This is a genomic window from Stutzerimonas azotifigens DSM 17556 (assembly GCF_000425625.1).
Classification (GTDB): Bacteria; Pseudomonadota; Gammaproteobacteria; order Pseudomonadales; family Pseudomonadaceae; genus Stutzerimonas; species Stutzerimonas azotifigens.
In genome coordinates, this window is the sequence record NZ_KE384421.1 from 25,425 (window position 1) to 45,559 (window position 20,135).

Here is a 20,135-nt window from a genome sequence, read left to right on the forward strand (position 1 = left end):
ACCAGTGGGAGGCGCGCCCTCGCGGAGATTGCAGGCAGGCCTGCCCGAAGTGTTGAAGTATCTCCGACCCGCGGAGGCCACATGCGCCTGATGCTAGCGGAACCCTTCAAGAGCCTCTGGCAAGGCAAGGACCCCTTCGCCGAGGTCGAACGTCTGCAGGGCCAGGTCTACCGTGAACTGGAAGGCCGCCGGACGCTGCGTACCGAGGTGGCCGGGCGCGGTTATTTCGTCAAGATCCATCGCGGCATCGGCTGGGGCGAGATCGTCAAGAACCTGATCACGGCCAAGACTCCCGTGCTTGGCGCCGGCCAGGAGTGGCGGGCCCTACAGCGGCTGCACGAGGCGGGCGTGCCGACCATGACCGCCGTGGCCTACGGCGAGCGCGGCGGCAATCCGGCCCGCCAGCACTCGTTCATCGTCACCGAGGAGCTGGCGCCGACGATCAGCCTCGAGGACTACACCGCCCACTGGCTCGAGCAGCCGCCCAGCCCGAGACTCAAGCACGCGCTGATCGCCGAGGTGGCGCGCATGGCTGGGACCATGCACCGCGCCGGGGTCAATCATCGCGACTTCTACATCTGCCACTTCCTGCTGCACACCGACGCGCCGGTGACGGCCGACGTCCTGCGCCTGTCGCTGATCGACCTGCACCGCGCGCAGACGCGCGACGCCGTGCCCCGTCGCTGGCGTGACAAGGACCTGGCCGGGCTGTATTTCTCGGCGCTCGGCATCGGCCTGACCGAGCGTGACAAGCTGCGCTTTCTGCGCGGCTATTTCCGCCGCCCGTTGCGGCAGGTGCTGCGCGAGGAGGCCGGCCTGCTCGACTGGCTGCGGCGCAAGGCGGCCCGGCTGCAGCTGCGCTATGCGCGCAAGTACGCCCCGGGGGCCGGCTCGTGAGCCGCTGGCAACTGAGCCGGCAGCTGCCTCCGCCGGCCTGCGAGGCGTTCGCCACGCTCGAGAAGGTATTCGCCCTGGAAGGCGAGCCCATCGCCCGGGATCCGCTGTCCGAGGTGATCCGCGTCACGGTCGGCGGCGAGCGCTACTACGTCAAGCGCTACCATGCCGCCGGCAAGGGGCTGCGGCGGATGCTCGGAAGGCCGCGGGTCAAGGGCGAATGGCAGAACCTGAGGTTCTTCCAGGGGCTCGGCATTCCGGTGGCGCTGGTGGTCGCCTGGGGGTTGGAGCGCTATGTCGGGTTGTTCGGCCGCGGCGCGATGATCACCCTGGAGGTGCCGAACACCCTGGATCTGGCAACCATGGCGCGCAACGATGATCCACGCCTGGCCGACCGGGCCTGGGTGGAAGGCATCAGCCGTCAGGTCGCGCAGGCGACGAGGACGCTGCATGCGCACCGGTTCGCCCACAACGATCTGAAATGGCGCAACCTGCTGGTGAACGACCGCAGCGAGCTGTTCCTCATCGATTGCCCCACCGGGGGCTTCTGGTGGGGGCCTTTCCTGCGCCGCCGAATCGTCAAGGACCTGGCCTGCCTGGACAAGCTGGCCAAGCAGCGGCTGTCTCGGACCCAGCGGCTTCGCTTTTTCCTCCACTACCAGGGGCGTGATCACCTGGTGCCGGAGGACAAGCCGTTCATAGACAGGATTCTGCGCTATTTCGAGGGACGCGAATGAAGCAATACCTCGCTTCCGAAGATCGGGAGCTGTTCAAAGGCCACGGCCTCGCCTCGTTCGAGGCGCTGTGGTCGCGCGCACTGCCTGCCGTCGACCAGCCGAATACCGACCGTGGCGGCTGGAGCGCGGTGTTCCGGCTGGAGCTCGAGGGGCGCGGCTACTACGTCAAGCGGCAATGCAACCACCAGATACGGACGCTGCGTCACCCCTTCGGCGAGCCGACCCTGGCGCTTGAATTCCGCAACATCCAGCGCTATCGCCGGCTCGCCATTCCGGCGCTGCGGGCCGCGTATTTCGCCGTCCGTGGCAGTGACGAGGGGCCGCAGGCCATCCTCGTCACCCGCGCCCTGGAGGGCTGGCACGAGCTGAGCCACTGGCTTTCGGACTGGGCCAGCCTGCCAGACACCAGGCGCGAGGCGATTCTCGATGCCTGTGGCGCGCTGGTTCGGCGCTTGCATCGCGCCGGGCAGCGGCATGGCTGCCTGTATCCGAAGCACGTTTTCCTGCGTGAATCCGACGGCCGCTACGAAAGCTGCCTGATCGACCTGGAGAAGAACCGCCCGCTTCTCTTCGGGCGCAGCGACCGGCTGCGCGATCTCGAGCCCCTGGTGCGTCGCGCGACCAGCTGGAGCGACGAGGACCTGCGCCGGCTGATCGCGGCCTATCTCGGTCGGGGTGCCACGCAAGGGCGCATCGACGGCTGGTTGTCCGGCTTCGCCCAGCGTTCGGCGGACAAGGCCTCGCGCGGATGAAACTCGGCGAACTGGCCGCGGCGGGGCGCCATCCGGCCGTCCCGCTGGACGTGGAGCTTCCGGACGGGGGCAGCCTGCAGGTCGAACAGTGGCTGCGCATCCTGCCCGGCCAACGTTACGTTGCGCGTGCCCGTCATGCCGGACGGGCGGTTCTCGCCAAGCTCTACGTCGGCGCCAAGGCGCGGCGGCACGCAGCGCGTGAGCGCGAGGGCGTCCGGCTGTTGCGGGAGGCCGAGGTTCCCACGCCGGCGCTGCTCGCCGAGGGCGATGGCGAAGCGGGCGCCTGGTTGCTTTTCGAATTCATCGAGCAGGCCGAAGGCCTGGGCACGGCCTGGACGCGCGTGGAACACCAGGCGCCGCTGTCGCCCGCCCAGGAGCGGGTGCTGGGCCGCGCGCTGGCCGCAATCGCGCAGATGCACGCCAAGGGCCTGTGGCAGGGCGATCTGCACCTGGACAACCTGCTGTGGGACGGCTGCCAACTGTGGTTGATCGACGGTGCCGCGATCGAGGCGGAGCAGGTCGGCCAGCTGCTCGGCGCAGAGCGTGCCGAGGAAAACCTCGCCCTGTGCTTCGCGCAGTTGCCGGGCCGTTTCGATGACGCCGTGGAGCCGCTGCTGCGGCACTACCGTGCGGCCGATGCGAGCAGCGAAATATCGCCGGTGCGCCTGCGCCAACGGATCGTCGCGGCTCGCCGCAAGCGCCTGGAGCACTACCTGAAGAAGCTCGGGCGCGACTGCACGGCCTTTCACGTTCGCCGCGATCCGGGTGGGCTGGAAGCCGTCCAGCGCGACCAGGCCCAGCGCCTGGCGGCGCTGCTCGCCGATCCCGATGCCGCCATCGCCCGTGGTGTTTCGCTCAAGGACGGCGGTAGCGCGACGGTGGCGCGCGTGGCCATCGACGACGGCTGGGTGGTGATCAAGCGCTACAACATCAAGGGCGTCGCGCACTGGCTCAAGCGTTTCTGGCGCCCTACCCGGGCCTGGCACAGTTGGGTCGAGGGGCATCGCCTGAACTTCCTCGGCATCGCATCGCCGCGACCGCTCGCCGTCATCGAGCGCCGTTGGCTGGGGCTGCGCGGCCGCAGCTACCTGATTACCGATTACGCCCCCGGCGAAGATATAATCACGCGTTTTGGGCCCTACCTGGATGAGCGGCCACCGGAGCCGGAGGTCGAGGCCTTGCGGCAACTGTTCGACGACCTGCAGCGCGAGCGCTTCGTGCATGGCGATCTGAAAGGCACCAACCTGCTCTGGCAGGCGGGACGCTGGGCCTTGATCGACCTGGACGCGGCGGGTGTCTGTCCCGGCAGTCGCTTTGCCGAGGCTCACGCCCGCGACCGTGCCAGATTGTTGCGCAACTGGCCGGCGGACTCGGCGCTGCACCGGTTGCTCGACAGCCGCCTGCCGCGATTGGAACGCTGATCCGGGCCCCTTTTACCGATTGCGGTTCGGCCGCACTACGACGAGGCAACACTGTGTCACTGACGATTCTCGGCCTTTCCGGCGCACTCAGCCATGATCCCTCCGCCGCGCTCTACATCGACGGCAAGCTGGTGGCGGCCGCCGAAGAAGAGCGTTTCGTGCGGGACAAGCACGCCAAGAACCGCATGCCCTACGAGTCGGCCAAGTTCTGCCTCGAATTCGCCGGCATCAAGCCCGCCGACGTCGACGTGGTCGCCATTCCGTTCGCACCGATCAGCCTGTTCGGCAAGGCCCGCTGGCACTACGCCAAGCGCTACTGGTACGCGCCGGACCGCGCGCTCGACGCGATTCTCATGGGCAATCGGCGCTACAAGCGCTACCACAAGCGCATCCAGTGGTGCCTGCAGCAGCTGGGCTTCGATCTGAAGAAGATCCGCATCGAGCCGGTCGAGCACCACCTGGCGCACGCTTCCAGCGCCTACCACTGCTCCGGCTTCAAGGAAAAGACCGCCATCCTCGGCATCGACGGCAAGGGCGAATACGCCACCACTTTCTTCGGCTGGGGCGAGAACGGGCGCATCCACAAGATCAAGGAGTTCTACGACCCGGATTCGCTCGGCGGCCTGTACGGCGCCATCACCGAGTACCTCGGCTTCGAGATGCTCGACGGCGAATTCAAGGTCATGGGCATGGCGCCCTACGGCGATGCAGCCAAGTACGATTTCTCGCGCCTGGCCACCTTCGAGAACGGCGAGCTGACCATCAACACCGACTACGCCAACGTCATCGGCTTCCGTCGCTACAAGGAAAAGGGCAAGGGCTACTACTTCTCGCCCAAGCTGATCGAGTGGCTGGGGCCCAAGCGCGAGGGCGACATCGCCGACGACCCCTACATACACTACGCAGCCAGCATGCAGGCGCTGTTCGAGAAGCTGGCGCTGCAGATGATGGACTACTACCTGGGCGACATCATCCGCGAGACCGGGAAGATCGCCTTCGCCGGCGGCTGCGCGCTGAATGTCAAACTCAACCAGAAGATCATCGCCCGTCCCGAGGTCAAGGAACTGTTCGTGCAGCCCGCCTCCGGCGACGCCGGCACCGCCGTGGGCGCCGCGGCCTACGTCTCGCACCAGCGCGGCGTGCCGGTGGAGAAGATGGAGCACGTCTACCTCGGCCCGTCCTTCAGCAACGAGGACGTGATCGCCGCCTGCGCCCGCCATCCCAACAAGCCGGCATGGCAGAAACTCGACGACGTGCCGCAGCACATCGCCCGAATTATGGTCGATGGCAACCCGGTGGCCTGGTTCCAGGGCCGCATGGAGTTCGGCCCGCGCGCGCTCGGCGGCCGCTCCATCATCGGCTGCCCGAGCGTGCCGGGCGTGGCCGACCGCATCAACGAGCAGATCAAGTTCCGCGAGCGCTGGCGCCCGTTCTGCCCGTCGATGCTCGACACCGTCGCGCCGCAGATGCTCAAGGTCGACCACCCGTCGCCGTTCATGACCTTCACCTTCGAAGTCAACGAAGGCTGGAAGGAGCGGGTCGGCGAAGTCGTCCACGAGGACGGCACTTCCCGCGCCCAGGTCCTGGAGCGCCGCCACAACCCGCGCTGGTACGACCTGATGGTCGAGCTGGAGAAGCTCACCGGCAACGGCGTGTCTCTGAATACCTCCCTTAACCGCCGCGGCGAACCGATGATCTGCTCGCCGACCGATGCGCTGGATATGTTCTATGGGTCGGATCTGCAGTATCTGATCATGGAGGATGTGTTGGTGGTGAAGGGAAGTGGCTCGAACCGCTCTTAGTCTTGAGCGATCGTCGTTTTAGCCTCTCGCATTCACTATCGAGGTCTTTTGCCAATGAACTCGGATACGAGCGTCGAGCTTTGGCTCAGCGTGGTCATTCCCGCCTACAATTATGCTTCGATGTTGCCGGACGCGGTAACTTCGGTCATAAAGCAGCTGCCGGCTGATAGCGAATTGTTGATCGTGGATGACGGCTCCACCGACGATACAGGACAGGTGGTCGCGGGGTTACTCGCCCAACACCCAGATCGCTTGCGCTATCTACATAAGGAGAACGGAGGGCCAGCATCCGCTCGCAATTTGGGTATCTGTAGCTCTCGAGGGCGCTACTTGCTTTTCCTCGATGCAGACGACCAGTTGTGTCCGGGGATACTCGAGGTGCTGCGCGAGCATGTCGAGCGGCACCCGGAGAGCATGCTGGTTATCGGAGGGCACTGGTCTCTGGCCGAAGATGGACGGCGCACGCTGCACGCCCCGGGCACGCTATCAGAATTGCCGCGTGAGCGCTTGCGGAACTACCTACTAGAAAAGCGCCTGTCGCTGATGCCCAGCGCCTGCCTGTTTCGTCGCGATGCCTTCGTGCGAGGAAATTTTCCGGAGCAGCTCCGCAACACTGAGGACATTCCAGTGTTCGCCCAAGTGCTGGCCAATGGCGCATGTAGCCTAATTGAACAACCGGTGGCGCTGATGAATCGCCATTCGGACAGCCTACGCCACAACCTTCAACATGCCAAATCTGTAGGGTTGGGGTTGGTCGACGAAGTTTTTTCCAGCCAGCGGATGCCGTGCCAATTCCAAGATCTACGCAGGCCCTTCCTTTCCCAGCGCTGTCTCTCGTTGTTTCGAACATTTCATGCGGCCGGTGACTACACAAGCGCAGCGTTATTCTACCGACGAGCTTTGCAGGCTGACTGGCGGGTGATCGGCCGTTTTTCTTATACACGCAAGGTGTTGCGCATGCTGCTGGCAGGGTGTGCTCGGTGAGCTGGGAAGCACCAATGAAAGACAAGGAGGCTTTTAGTGTGGAGCCTCGGCTGAGGATTCTGGTTGTCACTGCCGAGCGGCGTCTACCCGATATCTCCTACGTCTACGAACGCTTGTCCCAGAACCACGATCTGGATATCCGAGTGCTGTCCAGAAAACAGCAGGGAAATTTGCGACGCGCGTTACGCGACGTTGACTTCAAAGCATATGACCGCATTTTGTTCGACATTTTGTTCCGCTATATCCACAAACAGGCATCGTTCATCCGCCGGTTATCTTCAGTAATTATCTACGAAGAAGATTCCTACATGAACTATCTTAGGCATTCTCGCCGCTATAGACAGTTCAGTCGCTTCTACCGCGCGGTTCCCGGGGTTCGCATTGTGGTGACTGGTGCCGGTGTGGCTGAGCGGCTACGAGGCGAGGGGTTCGATGCAAACTTCCTGTGCAAAGGCTACGACGAGCGGAGGATTTTCTGCGAGAGTGAGGCTGAACGGGACATCGAGCTCGGCTTCGTTGGCCGCCTAGGTAGCAACACTTATGCGGATCGTAAAAGTCTTTTAGAGAACTTGGCTGCTAATGAGCCGCTGCAGATTTTAAGGACTGAGCCAGGCGATCCTTATCGACGTATGCTTAACCGTATTCGCTACTTCGTGGGGGCTGATGTGAAGTTTGGTGAATACATGGCTAAGAACTTTGAGGCAATGGCCTGCGGCTGCGTGGTGTTGGCGTGGCGTCAGGGCAGCGAGGAGCCGGCCATCGGCTTGGAGGACGGATGCCACTTGTTACTCTACTCAAGCATGGAGGAATTGCGCGGTCACCTGACGCGTTTGCGCTCAGAGCCTGAGTTAGGATTGCGGATCGCTAGGGAGGGGCGCCGATTTGCCGAGCAAAACCTCACCTTTGCTAAGATGGCCGAGGGGCTTGAGGCTCAATTGTGCAAGCCGTTTCCTAGATTACCCGAGCGTCGACCCGGCTTCGTCCGGCGCGGGCTAAATGGTCTGCTAAGGTTGTTCGGGGTTGCAATATGAGCGCATCACCGTTGGTCAGTGTGGTCATCGCTTCGTACAACCATGCCGAATATATTGAGGCGGCCATTCGTAGTGTGCTGGCGCAGACTTACCAGAATCTGGAACTGCTAGTAGTCGACGATGGTTCAGCAGATGACAGTGTTACGCGTATCGAAGCGCTTGCAAGCGAATTCGGCTTCGATTTTCGGTCCCAGGCTAATCGTGGGCTTGCCGCGACCTTGAATGAGGCTATTGCTCGGGCGCGTGGTGAGTTCATAGTGCCGTTCGGTTCCGATGACATAATGCTCCCCGAGCGTATTGCCATCCAAGTGGCCTACTTGAAAGGAAAGTTAAGGGTAGGTATCTGTGCGGGTAACGTGGAATTCATCGATGCCACTGGTGATCAACTACCGCGTCAGGTTCGACATCCAGCACGGAAGCTGAGCTTCGAGGACATTTTCCTCAATCTGCGGCCCGGAGTGCCTGCGGCGACTCTAATGATTCGCCGTGAGGCATTGGATGCGGTCGGCGGGTTTGATCCAGAGATACGCTTGGAGGATATCTACATTGAGTTGGCAATTGCTCATAGCGGTTATGAAATCCATGTCCTAGACGATGTTTTGGCGCGTTACCGTATGCACGCCACCAACACCTACAAAAATTATCCATTCATGGTGCGCTCAATGCTGGCGACCCTGGAGAAGTTTTCCGATCACCCTCGGTACCGTGAAGCGCGTGATTCCTACATCAATTCCATGTTCCTGAAGACGGCGGCGTGCAATTCTGATCTAGCCCGCTGGCTCTTGAGGCAGTTGCCATTTTCCGCATGGAATCTCAAGACCCTGCGCGGCCTGCTTCGCCTGCATGGCAGATGGAGCAGAGCCTGATAGCTTCGCGCGCTCCGATGCCCGCCGTAACTTGGCGCGCTATATGGCTATATAAGAGGACGCCTGTACAACCTGTTTGCTCCCCTTGAATCTGCGTTGCTGGTTGCGAGATGATCGCTTAGGGCACAAACGAAACCAGCGTTGCAGAGCATTGCGCTGGCGCTGGTTTCAGGTCTTTAAAGGGGGGGGCGTGAGAAATCTGTTTTTCGCTTGGAGCACAGCCAAGCGTTAATTAACAATGCGAACGGGATCCAAATCAGGAACCAGTGTTCTTTGGGGCGCGAAAGAAAATCCCTGCCTTCTGTAAGTCCCGCAAAAAAGCCAAATATTAGTAGTGACGAGGCCACTAATACCGTTGAATTATGACGGTTGCGCCAGCTATATAATATGGCCATTCCATACAGCAAAAACCATAGCGCCAATCCTATAAGGCCGCCAGCCAGTAGCACTGCAAGCTCAATGTTATGAGGGTCGTTAAAGGTGAGCCCGGCTTGTTTTAATTCAAGCAATAGCTGGTGGTCGAAGCCGTAGCCAAGCCAGGGGCGTTGAGCGGCAAGTGCTAATGCTTCGGACCAGATATCAGGGCGATAGGATAAGCCTCTGGATATCAGAGAGGCAGGATGGAGGATTAACAGAGCCAGTCCCGTGCCTACGGCCGTGAGGAGGAGCAATAGACTGCGCCGGCCTGGTTGGGCGAAACCCAGCCAGGCCGCCACGGCGGAAAGCGCAAGCAGTGGCGTTCTTGATCCTGTGGCAATAATCGCAGTGCCCAGTACAGCCAAGCAGATTAGTGGCATCGGCGCTAGCTGTTGGCGAGTTGTAAACCAATATGCAAGCCAGAATGTTGCAAAAAAACCATATACATGAGCGCTGAGGAGGGGGTTGTATAGCGCGCCGTAGCCACTGAAACGCTGACCGCTCAATGAAAAGTTTGCATTATAAAGGTAATAGCCAAAGGATAGAGCGGCGGCCACGGCTGCAATAACAGCAGAAGTTTTCATTACTTGCCCAAGTGCTGGCGGTCGCTCCATCGCCAGCATGGCTGCGCTGAGGAGCATCGTTAGCACATAGATGGGGCGCTTTAGCAGTGAAAAACTTGCTGTATCAGTGTCTGACCAAAGTAATGTAAGAATAATGTAGCTGGCAAAAATTATAAACGCAAAAATTAACGGGTTTCGAATCAGGGGGGATATCTGGCGCGGTTGCATTGTCACTGCGACAATCATGGGGGCAACAAGCAGTGAGTAATAAAGCTTATGGTATAAGGCTCTATCTCCGACCCAAAAAAGTCCCGTGAGGAGCGCTAGCCAACCAATTGGAAATATATGTCGTATGATCCAGCTTGAGATAGAAGAATGTGGCTTTGGCTGAGCCGTAGAAGATGAAGAAGTGAGCATCAGTGTAAACTCTTGGATAACTTATGTTTTCATAAAGTGGTTTGAGTCATCGAGGGATTCGCTATCGCTGAGTCATTGTGAGCTGTCTGGTCATGCGTATCGCTATGGGGCTTCGAGTGGCTTGAGTAGTAGGGGGATGAGCTTGGTGTCTAATGATCATAGGGAGCGATAGATTTTTAACATTTCCTCCATGGGGAAGTCGGTTATTTTGTTTCTCTCTAAATAGCTATTTAGATGATCAAAATTCCTTGCTGTTAGTCTGTTATTAAGTGGGGCGTGTTTTTTTCGAAGGTCAAGGACGTCTATTAGTCCTAATTCTCCGTTGGGAGTGAGTACGATATTTCCAAGATGTAGTGAGCGGAAGTAAATTCCTTTATTGTGTAATTCCCTGATGAATTTGGCGAGTCGGGGGATAGATGAAAAAAAATCCTCTGGACTGTCTCGATAGATTATTTCTAAGGAGGTGCCGGGTAACGGTCGATAGATGCAGCCGCTCAGTCCCTTTTCCTTCGTGATCCAAAAATTTTCTACTACCTCAGGAGAGGGAATCCCAAGGTCACGGAGGCGCTCGGTGTTACGCGTAAATCTTTCTGCAAAAGGGAATAGGCGTGCGAGCAGAGGGTGACGGCGATTATGGAAGATTTTCAGGAACAGACCATTCTTCAGCGCGACTACCTTAGGTCCCCGGGCATCCTCCTCCAGCACCTTGCCGCCGGCCAGCCAGCTTCCTAATTCCTGCGCTGTTACAATCCGCATTTTGATCCTCTAGCCGTGATGGGGCTTATCGAATGGCCAATTCTACCCAGCAATCCAGCCTCAAGGTGTACATGCGGTTGCTGCGCTACGTGGCGCCCTATTCGGGCGCCTTTGCAATCAGCCTGCTGGGCTTCCTGATCTTCGCCTCCACCCAGCCGATGCTCGGCTACATCCTCAAGTTTTTCGTCGATGGACTGAACAACCCGGACGCCAGTTTTTTCGCGCAGGTCCCCTATCTTCGGGAGCAGCCATGGCTGGCAGGGTTGAAGCTGCTTCAGGCCGTTCCCCTGCTGATCGTGCTCATCGCCCTGTTGCAGGGTATCGGCTCGTTTCTCGGCAATTATTTTCTGGCTCGGGTCTCACTGGGCCTGGTCCATGACCTGCGTGTCGCGCTCTTCAACAACATGCTGACGCTGCCCAACCGCTACTTCGACAGCCACAACTCCGGGCATCTGATTTCACGCATCACCTACAACGTGACGATGGTGACGGGGGCGGCGACGGATGCGATCAAGGTCGTGGTGCGAGAGGGCATGACCGTCATCTTCCTGTTCGCCACGCTGCTCTGGATGAACTGGAAGCTGACATTGGTGATGGTGGCGATCCTGCCAGTGATCGGCCTGATGGTGACCAGCGCCAGCAAGAAATTCCGCAGGCAGAGCAAGAAGATTCAGGTCGCGATGGGGGACGTCACCCATGTCGCGTCCGAGACCATACAGGGCTACCGGGTGGTGCGCAGCTTCGGCGGTGAGGCGTACGAGCAGGCCCGATTTCTCGAAGCCAGTCTCGACAATACCGGCAAGCAGTTGCGTATGGTCAAGACGAACGCGGTCTACACGCCGACTCTGCAACTGGTCATCTACAGCGCCATGGCCGTGCTGATGTTTCTGGTGTTGTACATGCGTGGCGATGCGTCGGCTGGCGACCTGGTGGCATACATCACGCTGGCTGGCCTGCTGCCCAAACCGATCAGGCAACTGTCGGAGGTGAGTTCCACGATCCAGAAGGGCGTCTCCGGTGCCGAGAGCATCTTCGAGCAACTGGACGAGACACCCGAGGTCGATAATGGAATGCTTGAGCGCGAGCGGGTTGCTGGGCGTCTGGAAATTGATGGATTGAATTTCATATATCCCGGTACCGATAAGCGGGTATTGCACGACATCAGCTTCACGGCCGAGCCGGGCCAGATGGTGGCGCTGGTTGGGCGCTCGGGGTCCGGCAAGTCGACGCTGGCCAACCTCATTCCGCGCTTTTACCTTCATGACCAAGGGCGGATTTTATTGGATGGCGCCAAGATCGAGGATTACAAATTGCGTAATCTGCGCCGACACATCGCGCTGGTCACCCAGCAGGTCACCCTGTTCAACGATACGGTTGCCAACAATATTGCCTATGGTGATCTTGCCGGTGCGCCAATGGAGGAGATCCGTCGTGCCGCTAGGGCAGCTTATGCCGACGAGTTCATTGAACAAATGCCCCAGGGCTACCAGACCTTGGTGGGCGAGAATGGTGTGCTGCTTTCAGGCGGTCAGCGCCAGCGTTTGGCAATAGCCCGCGCGCTTTTGAAGAATGCCCCGGTGCTGATCCTGGATGAGGCAACCTCGGCGCTGGATACGGAGTCAGAGCGACATATCCAGGGCGCACTCGATCGTGTGATGACGGGGCGGACCACATTGGTCATCGCTCATCGCTTGAGCACCATCGAGAAGGCCGATCTCATTTTGGTCATGGAGCACGGGCATATCGTTGAGCGCGGTACTCATGTCGAATTGCTGGCAGCCAATGGCGCTTATGCCAGGTTGCATGAGACGCAGTTCAAGGACAGCGATGAGGCTTAGGCTGCTGTCCAGCTGGCATTGGCGCAGTGAAGCTCCATGCTGAGGTGCGCAAAAAAAATAGGTTGAGCTGAAATGCATGGCGCTAAAGCCAGCCTGCACGCTAAGCCGGCAAAACAGGCTGCCGTGATATGATTTGCGGCGTTTCTGCCGCTCCGGAGCCCCAATGAAGCTGTCCATGCCCCGTTTCGACAAAGCCCCCGTCCTGGTGGTGGGCGACGTCATGCTCGATCGTTACTGGCACGGTGGTACGTCGCGGATTTCGCCGGAGGCGCCGGTGCCGGTGGTGCGGGTCGATCAGGTCGAGGACCGGCCGGGCGGGGCGGCCAACGTCGCGCTGAACATTGCCGCGCTGGGCGCGCCGGCCTCGCTGGTGGGGGTCACCGGCGTCGATGAGGCGGCCGGCAGCCTGGCCGACAGCCTGCGCGCCGCGGGCGTGCGCGCCGAATTCCAGCGGATCGAACATCAGCCCACCATCGTCAAGCTGCGGGTGATGAGCCGGCATCAGCAGTTGCTGCGCATGGACTTCGAGGAACCCTTCGAAACCGACGCCGAGGCGCTCGCCGCCACGGTGGAATCCCTGCTCGACGGCATCAAGGTGCTGGTGCTGTCGGACTACGGCAAGGGCGCGCTGCAGAACCACCAGGCGCTCATCGCCGCCGCCCATCGCCGCGGCATTCCGGTGCTGGCCGACCCCAAGGGCAAGCACTTCGAGATCTACCAGGGCGCCACGCTCATCACCCCCAACCTCAGCGAGTTCGAGGCGGTGGTCGGCCGCTGCGCCGACGAGACGGAGCTGGTCGCCAAGGGCCAGGCGCTGATTCGCACGCTGTCGTTGGAGGCGCTGCTGGTCACCCGCGGTGAGCACGGCATGACGCTGCTGCGTCCGGACTGCCCCGAGCTGCACCTGCCGGCGCGCGCGCGCGAGGTGTTCGACGTCACCGGTGCCGGTGACACCGTGATCTCCACGCTCGCCGCGGCGCTGGCCGCCGGCGAGGCGCTGCCGCAGGCCGTGGCGCTGGCCAACCTGGCGGCCGGCATCGTGGTGGGCAAGCTGGGCACCGCCTGCATCAGCGCGCCGGAACTGCGCCGCGCGGTGCAGCGCGAGGAAGGCTCCGAGCGCGGCGTCATGACCCTCGAGCAGCTGCGCACTGCGGTCGAGGACGCCCGCGCGCAGGGCGAGCGCATCGTGTTCACCAACGGTTGCTTCGACATCCTCCATGCCGGCCACGTGACCTACCTCGAGCAGGCCCGGGCGCTCGGCGATCGCTTGGTGGTCGCGGTGAACGACGATGGCTCGGTGAGCCGCCTGAAAGGGCCCGGCCGGCCGATCAACAGCGTCGACCGGCGCATGGCCGTGCTCGCCGGACTCGGTGCGGTGGACTGGGTGGTGAGCTTCGCCGAGGACACTCCCGAGCGGCTGCTCGCCGAGGTAAAGCCGGACGTGCTGGTCAAGGGCGGCGACTACGGCGTCGATCAGGTGGTCGGCGCCGAGCTGGTCAAGGGATACGGCGGGGAAGTACGCGTGCTCGGCCTGGTCGAGAACAGTTCCACCACCGCCATCGTCGAGAAGATCCGCAGCCGCTGACGCCACGTTCAAACCGTCGCGCTGCGCGCCGTCGGTGCGCTGCTGCCGGACAGGCCCTGCAGCGCCAGCCAGTCGCGCCAGCGGATGCGCTCGTCGCGCACCACCCAGCCCGCCTGCGGCGCGAAGCTCTCGGCCAGCCACAACCCGCGGGTTGAGGCGGGCGCCGGCTGGCCCTTGCGCAGGATCACCAGTTCGCTGGTTGGTCGGCCCTTTTCCAGGGGAATCAGGTACAGGTCCGGCCGGCTGCGTTCGAGCCGCGCGACCAGTTGGCCGTCCTCGATGCGCTCGTCGACGTGGAACAGGCTGAGCTGGCGAATTTCCTTCGGCAGGGTCAGCTGCATGTCGTAGACGACCTGCAGCGAGGCGGTCGGCAGATGGACGTAGGCGCGCGGCCGCTCCATCAGCGTCAGGCCGTTGCATTGCACGGGGCGGGTCGCGCCGGTCAGCGAGCCCAGGCTGAAATGCACCGTCTCCCGGTAGCGCAGGCTCTGCTGGTAGGGGGTCGGCAGCCAGGTGTCGCCGAAGCGGCCGGCCAGCCAGCCGTCGGGGGTTTCCAGCAGGCATTCCTCGGCGATTTCCTGGATGGCGGTCAGCAGCGGCAGGTTCAGTTCATGGGCCGGCACATAGCCGGAGATGAGCTTGAGCACCACGTCGCCGCGATCGGCGCGCTGCTGGCGCACCAACACCCAGTAATCGCGACCCTGCCAGCGCAGGGTCAGGCGCACGGACACGCCGAGGTTCGCCAGCTCCAGCGAGAAGCGTTCGGGATTGGCGACGCTGACCGGACGGCGGCGCTCGAGCACCTGGGTGAAGTTCAGCGGCGTGCCGAGGCTCTGGTAGCTCAGCCCCTCCGGGGAGGCTTCGACGAACAGCGGCAGGGTCTTGAAGGCAGCGGGATTCTTGCGGATCAGCGTGCGCGGCATATCGGCTCCTTCTCGCGTCGGGGTCGGCCGCTGGGCGGCTCAGGTGTTCTTGTTCAGTATCGCCGCAACGCGGGCGACATTTTCCGACAGGTGGTGCGGGTTGATGGTTCCGACGATCGCGCCCGATACGCCGCGGTGCGCGAACAGCAGTTCGAAGCTGCGCCGGACCGGGTCCTCGCCGGGGCGAAGGCATGCATGGCCGCTGGCGAGCGCCTTCTTGACCAGGATGCCCTTGCCATGCGCCGCGGCGTAGTCGATGACCGGTTCTTCCTGACGCATCTCGAGATTATAGGTGACCATTGCGCAGTCGCCCTCGCGCAGCGCCAGCAGCCCGCCTTCGGGCGTCTTGCCGGAAAGCCCGTAGGCGAGAATCTTGCCTTCGCGCTTGAGCTCGGCCAGCGTCTGGTAGACGCCGCGGTCCTGCAGGATGGCGATGTCGTTGCCGTCGGAGTGCACCAGCACCACGTCCAGCCGGTCGGTGCGCAGGCGGCGAAGGCTGCGCTCGACCGAATGGCGGGTGTGGCCCGGGGAGAAGTCGAAGCGTGACTGGCCGTCCTCGAACTCCTCGCCCACCTTGCTGACGATCACCCAGTTTTCGCGCTGGCCGGCCAGCAGTTGCCCGAGGCGCTCCTCGCTGGTGCCGTAGGCCGGTGCGGTGTCGATCAGGTTGATGCCGAGGTCTTGCGCGGTGGCCAGAAGATGGCGCGCCTGGGCGTCGTCGGGAATGGTGAAGCCGCTGGGGTACTTCACGCCCTGGTCACGGCCCAGCTTGACCGTGCCCAGGCCCAGCGGCGAGACCTGCAGGCCGGTGCGGCCGAGCGGGCGATGCAGCCCATGCAGGGTCGCCTTCACAGCAGGCCCTCCCAGAAGGGCGCTGCCAGCGCGGGCCGAGGCAGCGGCGGCAGGGGCGCGGCGGGGGCGGAATGGATGCCGTCCCGGTCGAGCGCCGCCTCCACCCGCTGGGCGAAATCCGGCGCCAGGGCGAGCTTGGTCGGCCAGCCCACCAGCAGCCTGCCCTGGTCGTGCAGGAAGGCATTGTCCGGGCGCGCCTGTCCGCTCTGCGCCGGCTCGGCGCGGTCGATGCGCAAGGTCGCCCAATGCGCCTCGGACAGGTCCAGCCAGGGCATCAGCTCGGCCAGTTCGCGCTTCGCCGCGGCGATCTGCTGCTCGCTGTCGCGGGCGACGCCGTCCGCTTCGGCCAGCGCGCCACCGAGGTACCAGACCCACTGGCCGTCGGCCGCCGGGTGGCTGGTGACGGTGATGCGCGGCTTGGTCCCGCCACCCAGGCAGTGCGCGTACAGCGGCCTCAGGGTCGGGCCCTTGAGCATCACCATGTGCAGCGGGCGCAGCTGCATCGCCGGCTGGCTCAGGCCGAGCGCCCGCAGCAGCTCGGCATTGCCGGCGCCGGCGGTGAGCACGATGCGCTGCGCGCGGACCTCATGGCCGTCCAGGCGCAGGCCGACCAGTTCGCCCTCGTCCCGCAGCGGCTCGATGCGCTCGGCGGCCACCAGTTCCGGGCCGGCCAGCTCGGCGAGGCGGGCGATCAGGCTCGGCACATCGACCACCAGCTCGCTGAGGCGATACACCTTGCCCTTGAAGCGCGGGTGCCGGAGGGCCGGCGGCAGGTCGTCGCCCTTGACCTGGGCGACGCGCGAACGCACCGCCTTGCTGGCGAAGAAGCTGGTGAGGTTGCCGGCCAGGGTGCCGGGCGACCACAGGTAGTGGGCGTCGGACAGCAGCCGCACGCCGCGCAGGTCGAGTTCGCCGCTGCCGGCCAGGGCCTCGCGCCAGCGCCCGGGCATGTCGGCGATCGCCTCCGAGGCGCCGGTCAGCGCGCCGTGCAGCGCATATTTCGTTCCGCCGTGGATGATCCCCTGGGATTTCACGCTCTGCCCGCCGCCCAGCGCGCCGCGCTCGACCAGCAGCGTGGCGTAGCCCTGCCGGCGCAGGCGCGCGACGAGCCAGAGGCCGGCGATGCCGCCGCCGACGATCAGGACGTCGGTGTGTAGGGGAGCGCTCATGTACGGGTCGTCTCGCTGCCGGGCAAAGTTGCGCAGTATAGCAGCGCCCAGGCCCCGCGCTCAGTGGCCGCCGACCGCGGAGAACAGGCGGATCACCACCACGCCGCTGACGATCAGGGCGATGCCGATCAGCGCCGGCGCGTCCAGCTTCTGCTGGTAGAGGAAGTACGCCGCGACACTCACCAGCACGATTCCCAGGCCCGCCCAGATCGCGTAGGCCACGCCTACCGGGATGCTGCGCAGCACCAGGGTGAGCATCCAGAACGACAGCCCGTAACCGAGGAGCACGATCAGTAGCGGCAGCGGCCGGGCAAGACCGTCGACCGCCTTCAGCGAACTGGTGGCGACCACTTCGGCGGCGACGGCGATGGCGAGATAGACGTAGGGGCTCATGATCGGACTCCGATGGGATTGCTGCGGATTCTAGGCATTCGCCCGATGGGATAAAGTAATCACCTATCTGCATACGAGATAGGTTCAAGCCATGCAATGGAACCTGGAGCACCTGCGGCTGTTCGTCAACGTTGCCGAGTTGCAGTCCTTCTCGGCGGTGGCTCGCCGGCAGCGGCGCGCGCAGTCGGCGGTGAGCCAGGCCATCGCCCTGCTCGAGGCCGACCTCGGCGTGCTGCTATTCGATCGCAGCAGCGGTCGCCAGCCTCGGCTCAGCGAGGCCGGCGCGGCATTGCTGGAGGAGGCGCGCGCGGTGTTGCAGCAATGCGAACGCCTGGAGGGGCGGGCGCTGGGGCTGGCTCGTGGCGAGGAAGCACGGCTGCGCCTGGCCCAGGACGAGGCGATGCCCTATCCGCCGGTGATCGCCAGCCTGGAGGCGCTGGCGCGGGCCTTTCCGCTGCTCGAAGTGCAGCTGGCCAGCGGCGCTCAGGGCGACGTGGCGCGCAAGCTGCTGGAACGGCGCGCCGACCTCGGCCTGCTGTTCCACCACGAGCACATGCCGCAGGCGCTGGAGCGGCGGCGGCTGGGCGCCATCGAGATGGTCACGGTGTGCGGCGCCGACCATCCCCTGGCGGGCGGCAGGGCGGTCGACAGGCGCCGGCTGTCCGGCCACCGGCAGTTGCTGATGGCGCCCCAGGACAGCCGCTATCCCGGCGGCGAGCAGGTCAGTCCGCTGGTCTGGCGCGCCGACAGCTTCTACGCCATGGCCGAATTGGTGATGCGCAACCTCGGCTGGGCCTGGCTGCCGCGCCATGTGGCGCGCTATCCAGGCTACCAGGGTCAGCTGGTGGAACTGCGCAGCGACTGGACGCCGCCGCCGCTGGTGGTCGAACTGGTCTGGCGGCGCGACGAGCCGCCGGGCCCGGCGGCCGACTGGCTGGCGGGCTGCCTGGCGGAAAACCTGCGAGTCGCCAGCGAAGGGCGGGCGGGGTAAGCTGCGCCGCCATGAATAGCACCATCTACTCCCTGCTTTTTCACCTGGCCCTGCCGCTGATCCTGCTGCGTCTCGCCTGGCGCGCCCGGCGCGCGCCGGCCTATGCGCATCGGGTCGCCGAGCGCTTCGCCCGTCTGCCGCATGGGCTGCGGCCCGGGGGCCTCTGGGTGCACGCCGTCTCGGTCGGCGAAAGCATCGCCGCCGCGCCGCTGATCCGGGCGTTGCGCGAGCGCCATCCGGACCTGCCGATCACCGTGACCTGCATGACGCCGACCGGCTCCGAACGCATCCGCGCGCTGTTCGGCGACCAGGTCCAGCACTGCTACCTGCCCTACGATCTGCCCTGGGCGGCCCGGCGCTTTCTCGATCGGCTTCAACCGCGGCTGGCGGTGGTGATGGAGACCGAGCTGTGGCCCAACCATATCCACGCCTGCGCCAGGCGCGGCGTACCGGTGGTGCTGGCCAATGCGCGCCTGTCCGAGCGTTCGGCGCGGGGCTACGCACGTTTTCGCGGCCTGACCGCACCGATGCTGGCCGAGCTGTCGCTCGTAGCGGTGCAGACCGAAGCGGAGGCCGAGCGCTTCCGCGCGCTGGGCGCGCGGCCCGAGCGGGTCGAGGTCACCGGCTCGATCAAGTTCGATCTGGCGATCGATCCCGCGCTGCCGGAGAGGGCCGCCGAGCAGCGTCGCGCGTGGGGCGCGCAGCAGCGCCCGGTGTGGATCGCTGCCAGTACCCATGCCGGCGAGGACGAGCAGGTGCTGGCCGCGCATCGACGGCTGCTCGAGCGCTGGCCGCGGGCGTTGCTGATTCTGGTGCCGCGCCATCCCGAACGTTTCGCCTCGGTACTGCAGCTGTGCCGTGGCCAGGGTTTCGCCACTGTGCCGCGCTCCGGCGGCGCGCCGGTGACCGCCGACACCCAGGTGCTGCTCGGCGACACCATGGGCGAGCTGCTGTTTCTCTACGCGCTGGCCGACGTGGCCTTCGTCGGCGGCAGCCTGATGCCCAACGGCGGGCACAACCTGCTTGAGCCGGCGGCACTGGACGTGCCGGTGCTCAGCGGCCCGCACCTGTTCAACTTCCTGGACATAGCGGCGCAGCTGCGGGCGGCGGGGGCGCTGGTGGAGGTGGGAGAGGAGGCGGAGCTGGCGGCGCAGGTCGCGCGGCTGTGGCAGGAACCCGAAGTCGCCGCGGATATGCGCGCCGGCGGGCGGCGCGTCATGCAGGCCAACCGGGGCGCGCTGCAGCGGCTGCTTGCCGGGATCGAGCGCGCACTGGCGGGCTGAGTCCATCCTGCGGAAGGCGCTTGCCTGGGCGATCGGCCCTTGGGCCGGGGAAAGAGCCGCGCCCCGAGGGTCGGTATAGCACCGCTCCCTCATCCGGCCCTGCGGGCCACCTTCTCCCGCGGGGAGAAGGGCAGGGGTGGGGCTGGTCTTTCGGTGTCAGCAGCGACGCTGCGAGAACCTGAAGGGCTCGGAGGCTTCGCGAGCAGGGCTCGCTCCTACGAAAAGCGGCGGCGTGCAGCAAGCGTAGGAGCAGGCTCTGCCTGCGACCTGGCTCCACACGCGCAGGCTCTCCCCTGTGGGAGGCGCGCCCTCGCGGCGACTGGGGCCGGTGCGGGCCACCTTCTCGCGTGGGGAGAAGGGCAGGGTGGGAACTATCGTTTCGGCGTCATCTCGTGGGTGCTGCAAGGCCTGAAGGGCTCGGAGGCCTTCGCGAGCAGGGCTCGCTCCTACGAAAAGCGGCG

At 63.9% G+C, this 20,135-nt stretch carries 18 protein-coding genes; 12 read left to right on the forward strand and 6 right to left on the reverse strand.

Features of this window, described 5'->3' with window-relative positions; all coding sequences use genetic code 11:
• Positions 1-81 precede the first annotated feature (81 nt).
• From rfaP to H610_RS0121350, 8 genes are read left to right on the forward strand one after another with little or no spacing between them, the layout of a single operon-like run.
• Positions 82-897 (forward strand): lipopolysaccharide core heptose(I) kinase RfaP, encoded by an 816-nt coding sequence (gene rfaP, locus H610_RS0121315; RefSeq protein ID WP_028241558.1) that lies wholly within the window; start codon positions 82-84, stop codon positions 895-897.
• Complete coding sequence (locus tag H610_RS0121320) at positions 894-1,631, forward strand: lipopolysaccharide kinase InaA family protein (protein ID WP_028241559.1); 738 nt, start codon at positions 894-896, stop codon at positions 1,629-1,631. The genes rfaP and H610_RS0121320 overlap by 4 nt, the downstream gene beginning before the upstream one ends.
• Positions 1,628-2,383: a lipopolysaccharide kinase InaA family protein gene (locus H610_RS0121325; protein ID WP_028241560.1), complete on the forward strand. Its 756-nt coding sequence runs from the start codon at positions 1,628-1,630 to the stop codon at positions 2,381-2,383. The genes H610_RS0121320 and H610_RS0121325 overlap by 4 nt, the downstream gene beginning before the upstream one ends.
• Positions 2,380-3,804: a lipopolysaccharide kinase InaA family protein gene (locus tag H610_RS0121330; protein ID WP_028241561.1), complete on the forward strand. Its 1,425-nt coding sequence runs from the start codon at positions 2,380-2,382 to the stop codon at positions 3,802-3,804. Before H610_RS0121325 ends, H610_RS0121330 begins: the two co-directional genes overlap by 4 nt.
• 53 nt (positions 3,805-3,857) lie before the next feature.
• Positions 3,858-5,606 (forward strand): carbamoyltransferase family protein, encoded by a 1,749-nt coding sequence (locus H610_RS0121335; RefSeq protein WP_028241562.1) that lies wholly within the window; start codon positions 3,858-3,860, stop codon positions 5,604-5,606.
• 54 nt (positions 5,607-5,660) lie between these two features.
• Positions 5,661-6,590, forward strand: a complete 930-nt coding sequence (locus H610_RS0121340; RefSeq protein ID WP_028241563.1) for a glycosyltransferase family 2 protein — start codon at positions 5,661-5,663, stop codon at positions 6,588-6,590.
• Positions 6,591-6,604: 14 nt separating this feature from the next.
• Positions 6,605-7,621: a glycosyltransferase family protein gene (locus H610_RS0121345; protein WP_236614335.1), complete on the forward strand. Its 1,017-nt coding sequence runs from the start codon at positions 6,605-6,607 to the stop codon at positions 7,619-7,621.
• The gene (locus tag H610_RS0121350) at positions 7,618-8,487 is read left to right on the forward strand and encodes a glycosyltransferase family 2 protein (protein ID WP_028241565.1); all 870 of its coding nucleotides are present in this window, start codon (positions 7,618-7,620) and stop codon (positions 8,485-8,487) included. The genes H610_RS0121345 and H610_RS0121350 overlap by 4 nt, the downstream gene beginning before the upstream one ends.
• 176 nt (positions 8,488-8,663) lie before the next feature.
• Here H610_RS0121350 and H610_RS25235 read toward each other — a convergent pair whose 3' ends face one another.
• Together H610_RS25235 and H610_RS25240 are read right to left on the reverse strand one after the other, a co-directional pair.
• Positions 8,664-9,695: an O-antigen ligase family protein gene (locus H610_RS25235; RefSeq protein WP_236614336.1), complete on the reverse strand. Its 1,032-nt coding sequence runs from the start codon at positions 9,693-9,695 to the stop codon at positions 8,664-8,666.
• Positions 9,696-10,040: 345 nt separating this feature from the next.
• Positions 10,041-10,640 (reverse strand): lipopolysaccharide kinase InaA family protein, encoded by a 600-nt coding sequence (locus H610_RS25240; RefSeq protein ID WP_084166524.1) that lies wholly within the window; start codon positions 10,638-10,640, stop codon positions 10,041-10,043.
• Between the two features lie 32 nt (positions 10,641-10,672).
• On the opposite strand from H610_RS25240, the gene msbA reads away from it, so the two are divergent.
• Positions 10,673-12,478, forward strand: a complete 1,806-nt coding sequence (gene msbA / locus H610_RS0121360) for a lipid A export permease/ATP-binding protein MsbA (RefSeq protein WP_028241566.1) — start codon at positions 10,673-10,675, stop codon at positions 12,476-12,478.
• Positions 12,479-12,641: 163 nt separating this feature from the next.
• The gene (gene hldE, locus H610_RS0121365) at positions 12,642-14,063 is read left to right on the forward strand and encodes a bifunctional D-glycero-beta-D-manno-heptose-7-phosphate kinase/D-glycero-beta-D-manno-heptose 1-phosphate adenylyltransferase HldE (protein ID WP_028241567.1); all 1,422 of its coding nucleotides are present in this window, start codon (positions 12,642-12,644) and stop codon (positions 14,061-14,063) included.
• 8 nt (positions 14,064-14,071) lie between these two features.
• Here hldE and H610_RS0121370 read toward each other — a convergent pair whose 3' ends face one another.
• Genes H610_RS0121370 through H610_RS0121385 form a run of 4 tightly spaced genes read right to left on the reverse strand, consistent with a single transcriptional unit; the run spans position 14,072 to position 17,400 of the window.
• Complete coding sequence (locus H610_RS0121370) at positions 14,072-14,986, reverse strand: hypothetical protein (RefSeq protein ID WP_028241568.1); 915 nt, start codon at positions 14,984-14,986, stop codon at positions 14,072-14,074.
• Between the two features lie 39 nt (positions 14,987-15,025).
• Positions 15,026-15,838 carry an aldo/keto reductase gene (locus tag H610_RS0121375; protein WP_028241569.1) on the reverse strand — a complete coding sequence of 271 codons (813 nt, stop codon included), beginning with the start codon at positions 15,836-15,838 and terminating at the stop codon, positions 15,026-15,028.
• Positions 15,835-17,007: an NAD(P)/FAD-dependent oxidoreductase gene (locus H610_RS0121380; protein WP_028241570.1), complete on the reverse strand. Its 1,173-nt coding sequence runs from the start codon at positions 17,005-17,007 to the stop codon at positions 15,835-15,837. The genes H610_RS0121375 and H610_RS0121380 overlap by 4 nt, the downstream gene beginning before the upstream one ends.
• A 60-nt stretch (positions 17,008-17,067) precedes the next feature.
• Entirely contained in the window at positions 17,068-17,400 is a 333-nt protein-coding gene (locus H610_RS0121385) for a DMT family transporter (RefSeq protein ID WP_043239299.1), read from the reverse strand.
• A 91-nt stretch (positions 17,401-17,491) separates the two neighbouring features.
• On the opposite strand from H610_RS0121385, the gene H610_RS0121390 reads away from it, so the two are divergent.
• A complete protein-coding gene (locus H610_RS0121390) occupies positions 17,492-18,391 on the forward strand; it encodes a LysR family transcriptional regulator (RefSeq protein ID WP_028241572.1) in 900 nt (299 codons plus the stop codon).
• An 11-nt stretch (positions 18,392-18,402) separates the two neighbouring features.
• Positions 18,403-19,674 (forward strand): lipid IV(A) 3-deoxy-D-manno-octulosonic acid transferase, encoded by a 1,272-nt coding sequence (gene waaA, locus H610_RS0121395; protein ID WP_028241573.1) that lies wholly within the window; start codon positions 18,403-18,405, stop codon positions 19,672-19,674.
• The last annotated feature ends 461 nt before the right edge of the window (positions 19,675-20,135 follow it).

Excerpts from the sequence above, each read along its gene's own strand:
- H610_RS0121345 (WP_236614335.1), top strand. The coding sequence starts at position 6,605 with ATGAAAGACAAGGAGGCTTTTAGTGTGGAGCCTCGGCTGAGGATTCTG.
- waaA (WP_028241573.1), top strand. The coding sequence starts at position 18,403 with ATGAATAGCACCATCTACTCCCTGCTTTTTCACCTGGCCCTGCCGCTG.
- H610_RS0121325 (WP_028241560.1), top strand. The coding sequence starts at position 1,628 with ATGAAGCAATACCTCGCTTCCGAAGATCGGGAGCTGTTCAAAGGCCAC.
- H610_RS0121350 (WP_028241565.1), top strand. The coding sequence starts at position 7,618 with ATGAGCGCATCACCGTTGGTCAGTGTGGTCATCGCTTCGTACAACCAT.
- H610_RS25240 (WP_084166524.1), bottom strand. The coding sequence starts at position 10,640 with ATGCGGATTGTAACAGCGCAGGAATTAGGAAGCTGGCTGGCCGGCGGC.
- H610_RS0121340 (WP_028241563.1), top strand. The coding sequence starts at position 5,661 with ATGAACTCGGATACGAGCGTCGAGCTTTGGCTCAGCGTGGTCATTCCC.
- H610_RS25235 (WP_236614336.1), bottom strand. The coding sequence starts at position 9,695 with ATGCAACCGCGCCAGATATCCCCCCTGATTCGAAACCCGTTAATTTTT.
- H610_RS0121380 (WP_028241570.1), bottom strand. The coding sequence starts at position 17,007 with ATGAGCGCTCCCCTACACACCGACGTCCTGATCGTCGGCGGCGGCATC.
- rfaP (WP_028241558.1), top strand. The coding sequence starts at position 82 with ATGCGCCTGATGCTAGCGGAACCCTTCAAGAGCCTCTGGCAAGGCAAG.
- msbA (WP_028241566.1), top strand. The coding sequence starts at position 10,673 with ATGGCCAATTCTACCCAGCAATCCAGCCTCAAGGTGTACATGCGGTTG.
- H610_RS0121390 (WP_028241572.1), top strand. The coding sequence starts at position 17,492 with ATGCAATGGAACCTGGAGCACCTGCGGCTGTTCGTCAACGTTGCCGAG.
- H610_RS0121385 (WP_043239299.1), bottom strand. The coding sequence starts at position 17,400 with ATGAGCCCCTACGTCTATCTCGCCATCGCCGTCGCCGCCGAAGTGGTC.
- H610_RS0121330 (WP_028241561.1), top strand. The coding sequence starts at position 2,380 with ATGAAACTCGGCGAACTGGCCGCGGCGGGGCGCCATCCGGCCGTCCCG.
- hldE (WP_028241567.1), top strand. The coding sequence starts at position 12,642 with ATGAAGCTGTCCATGCCCCGTTTCGACAAAGCCCCCGTCCTGGTGGTG.
- H610_RS0121370 (WP_028241568.1), bottom strand. The coding sequence starts at position 14,986 with ATGCCGCGCACGCTGATCCGCAAGAATCCCGCTGCCTTCAAGACCCTG.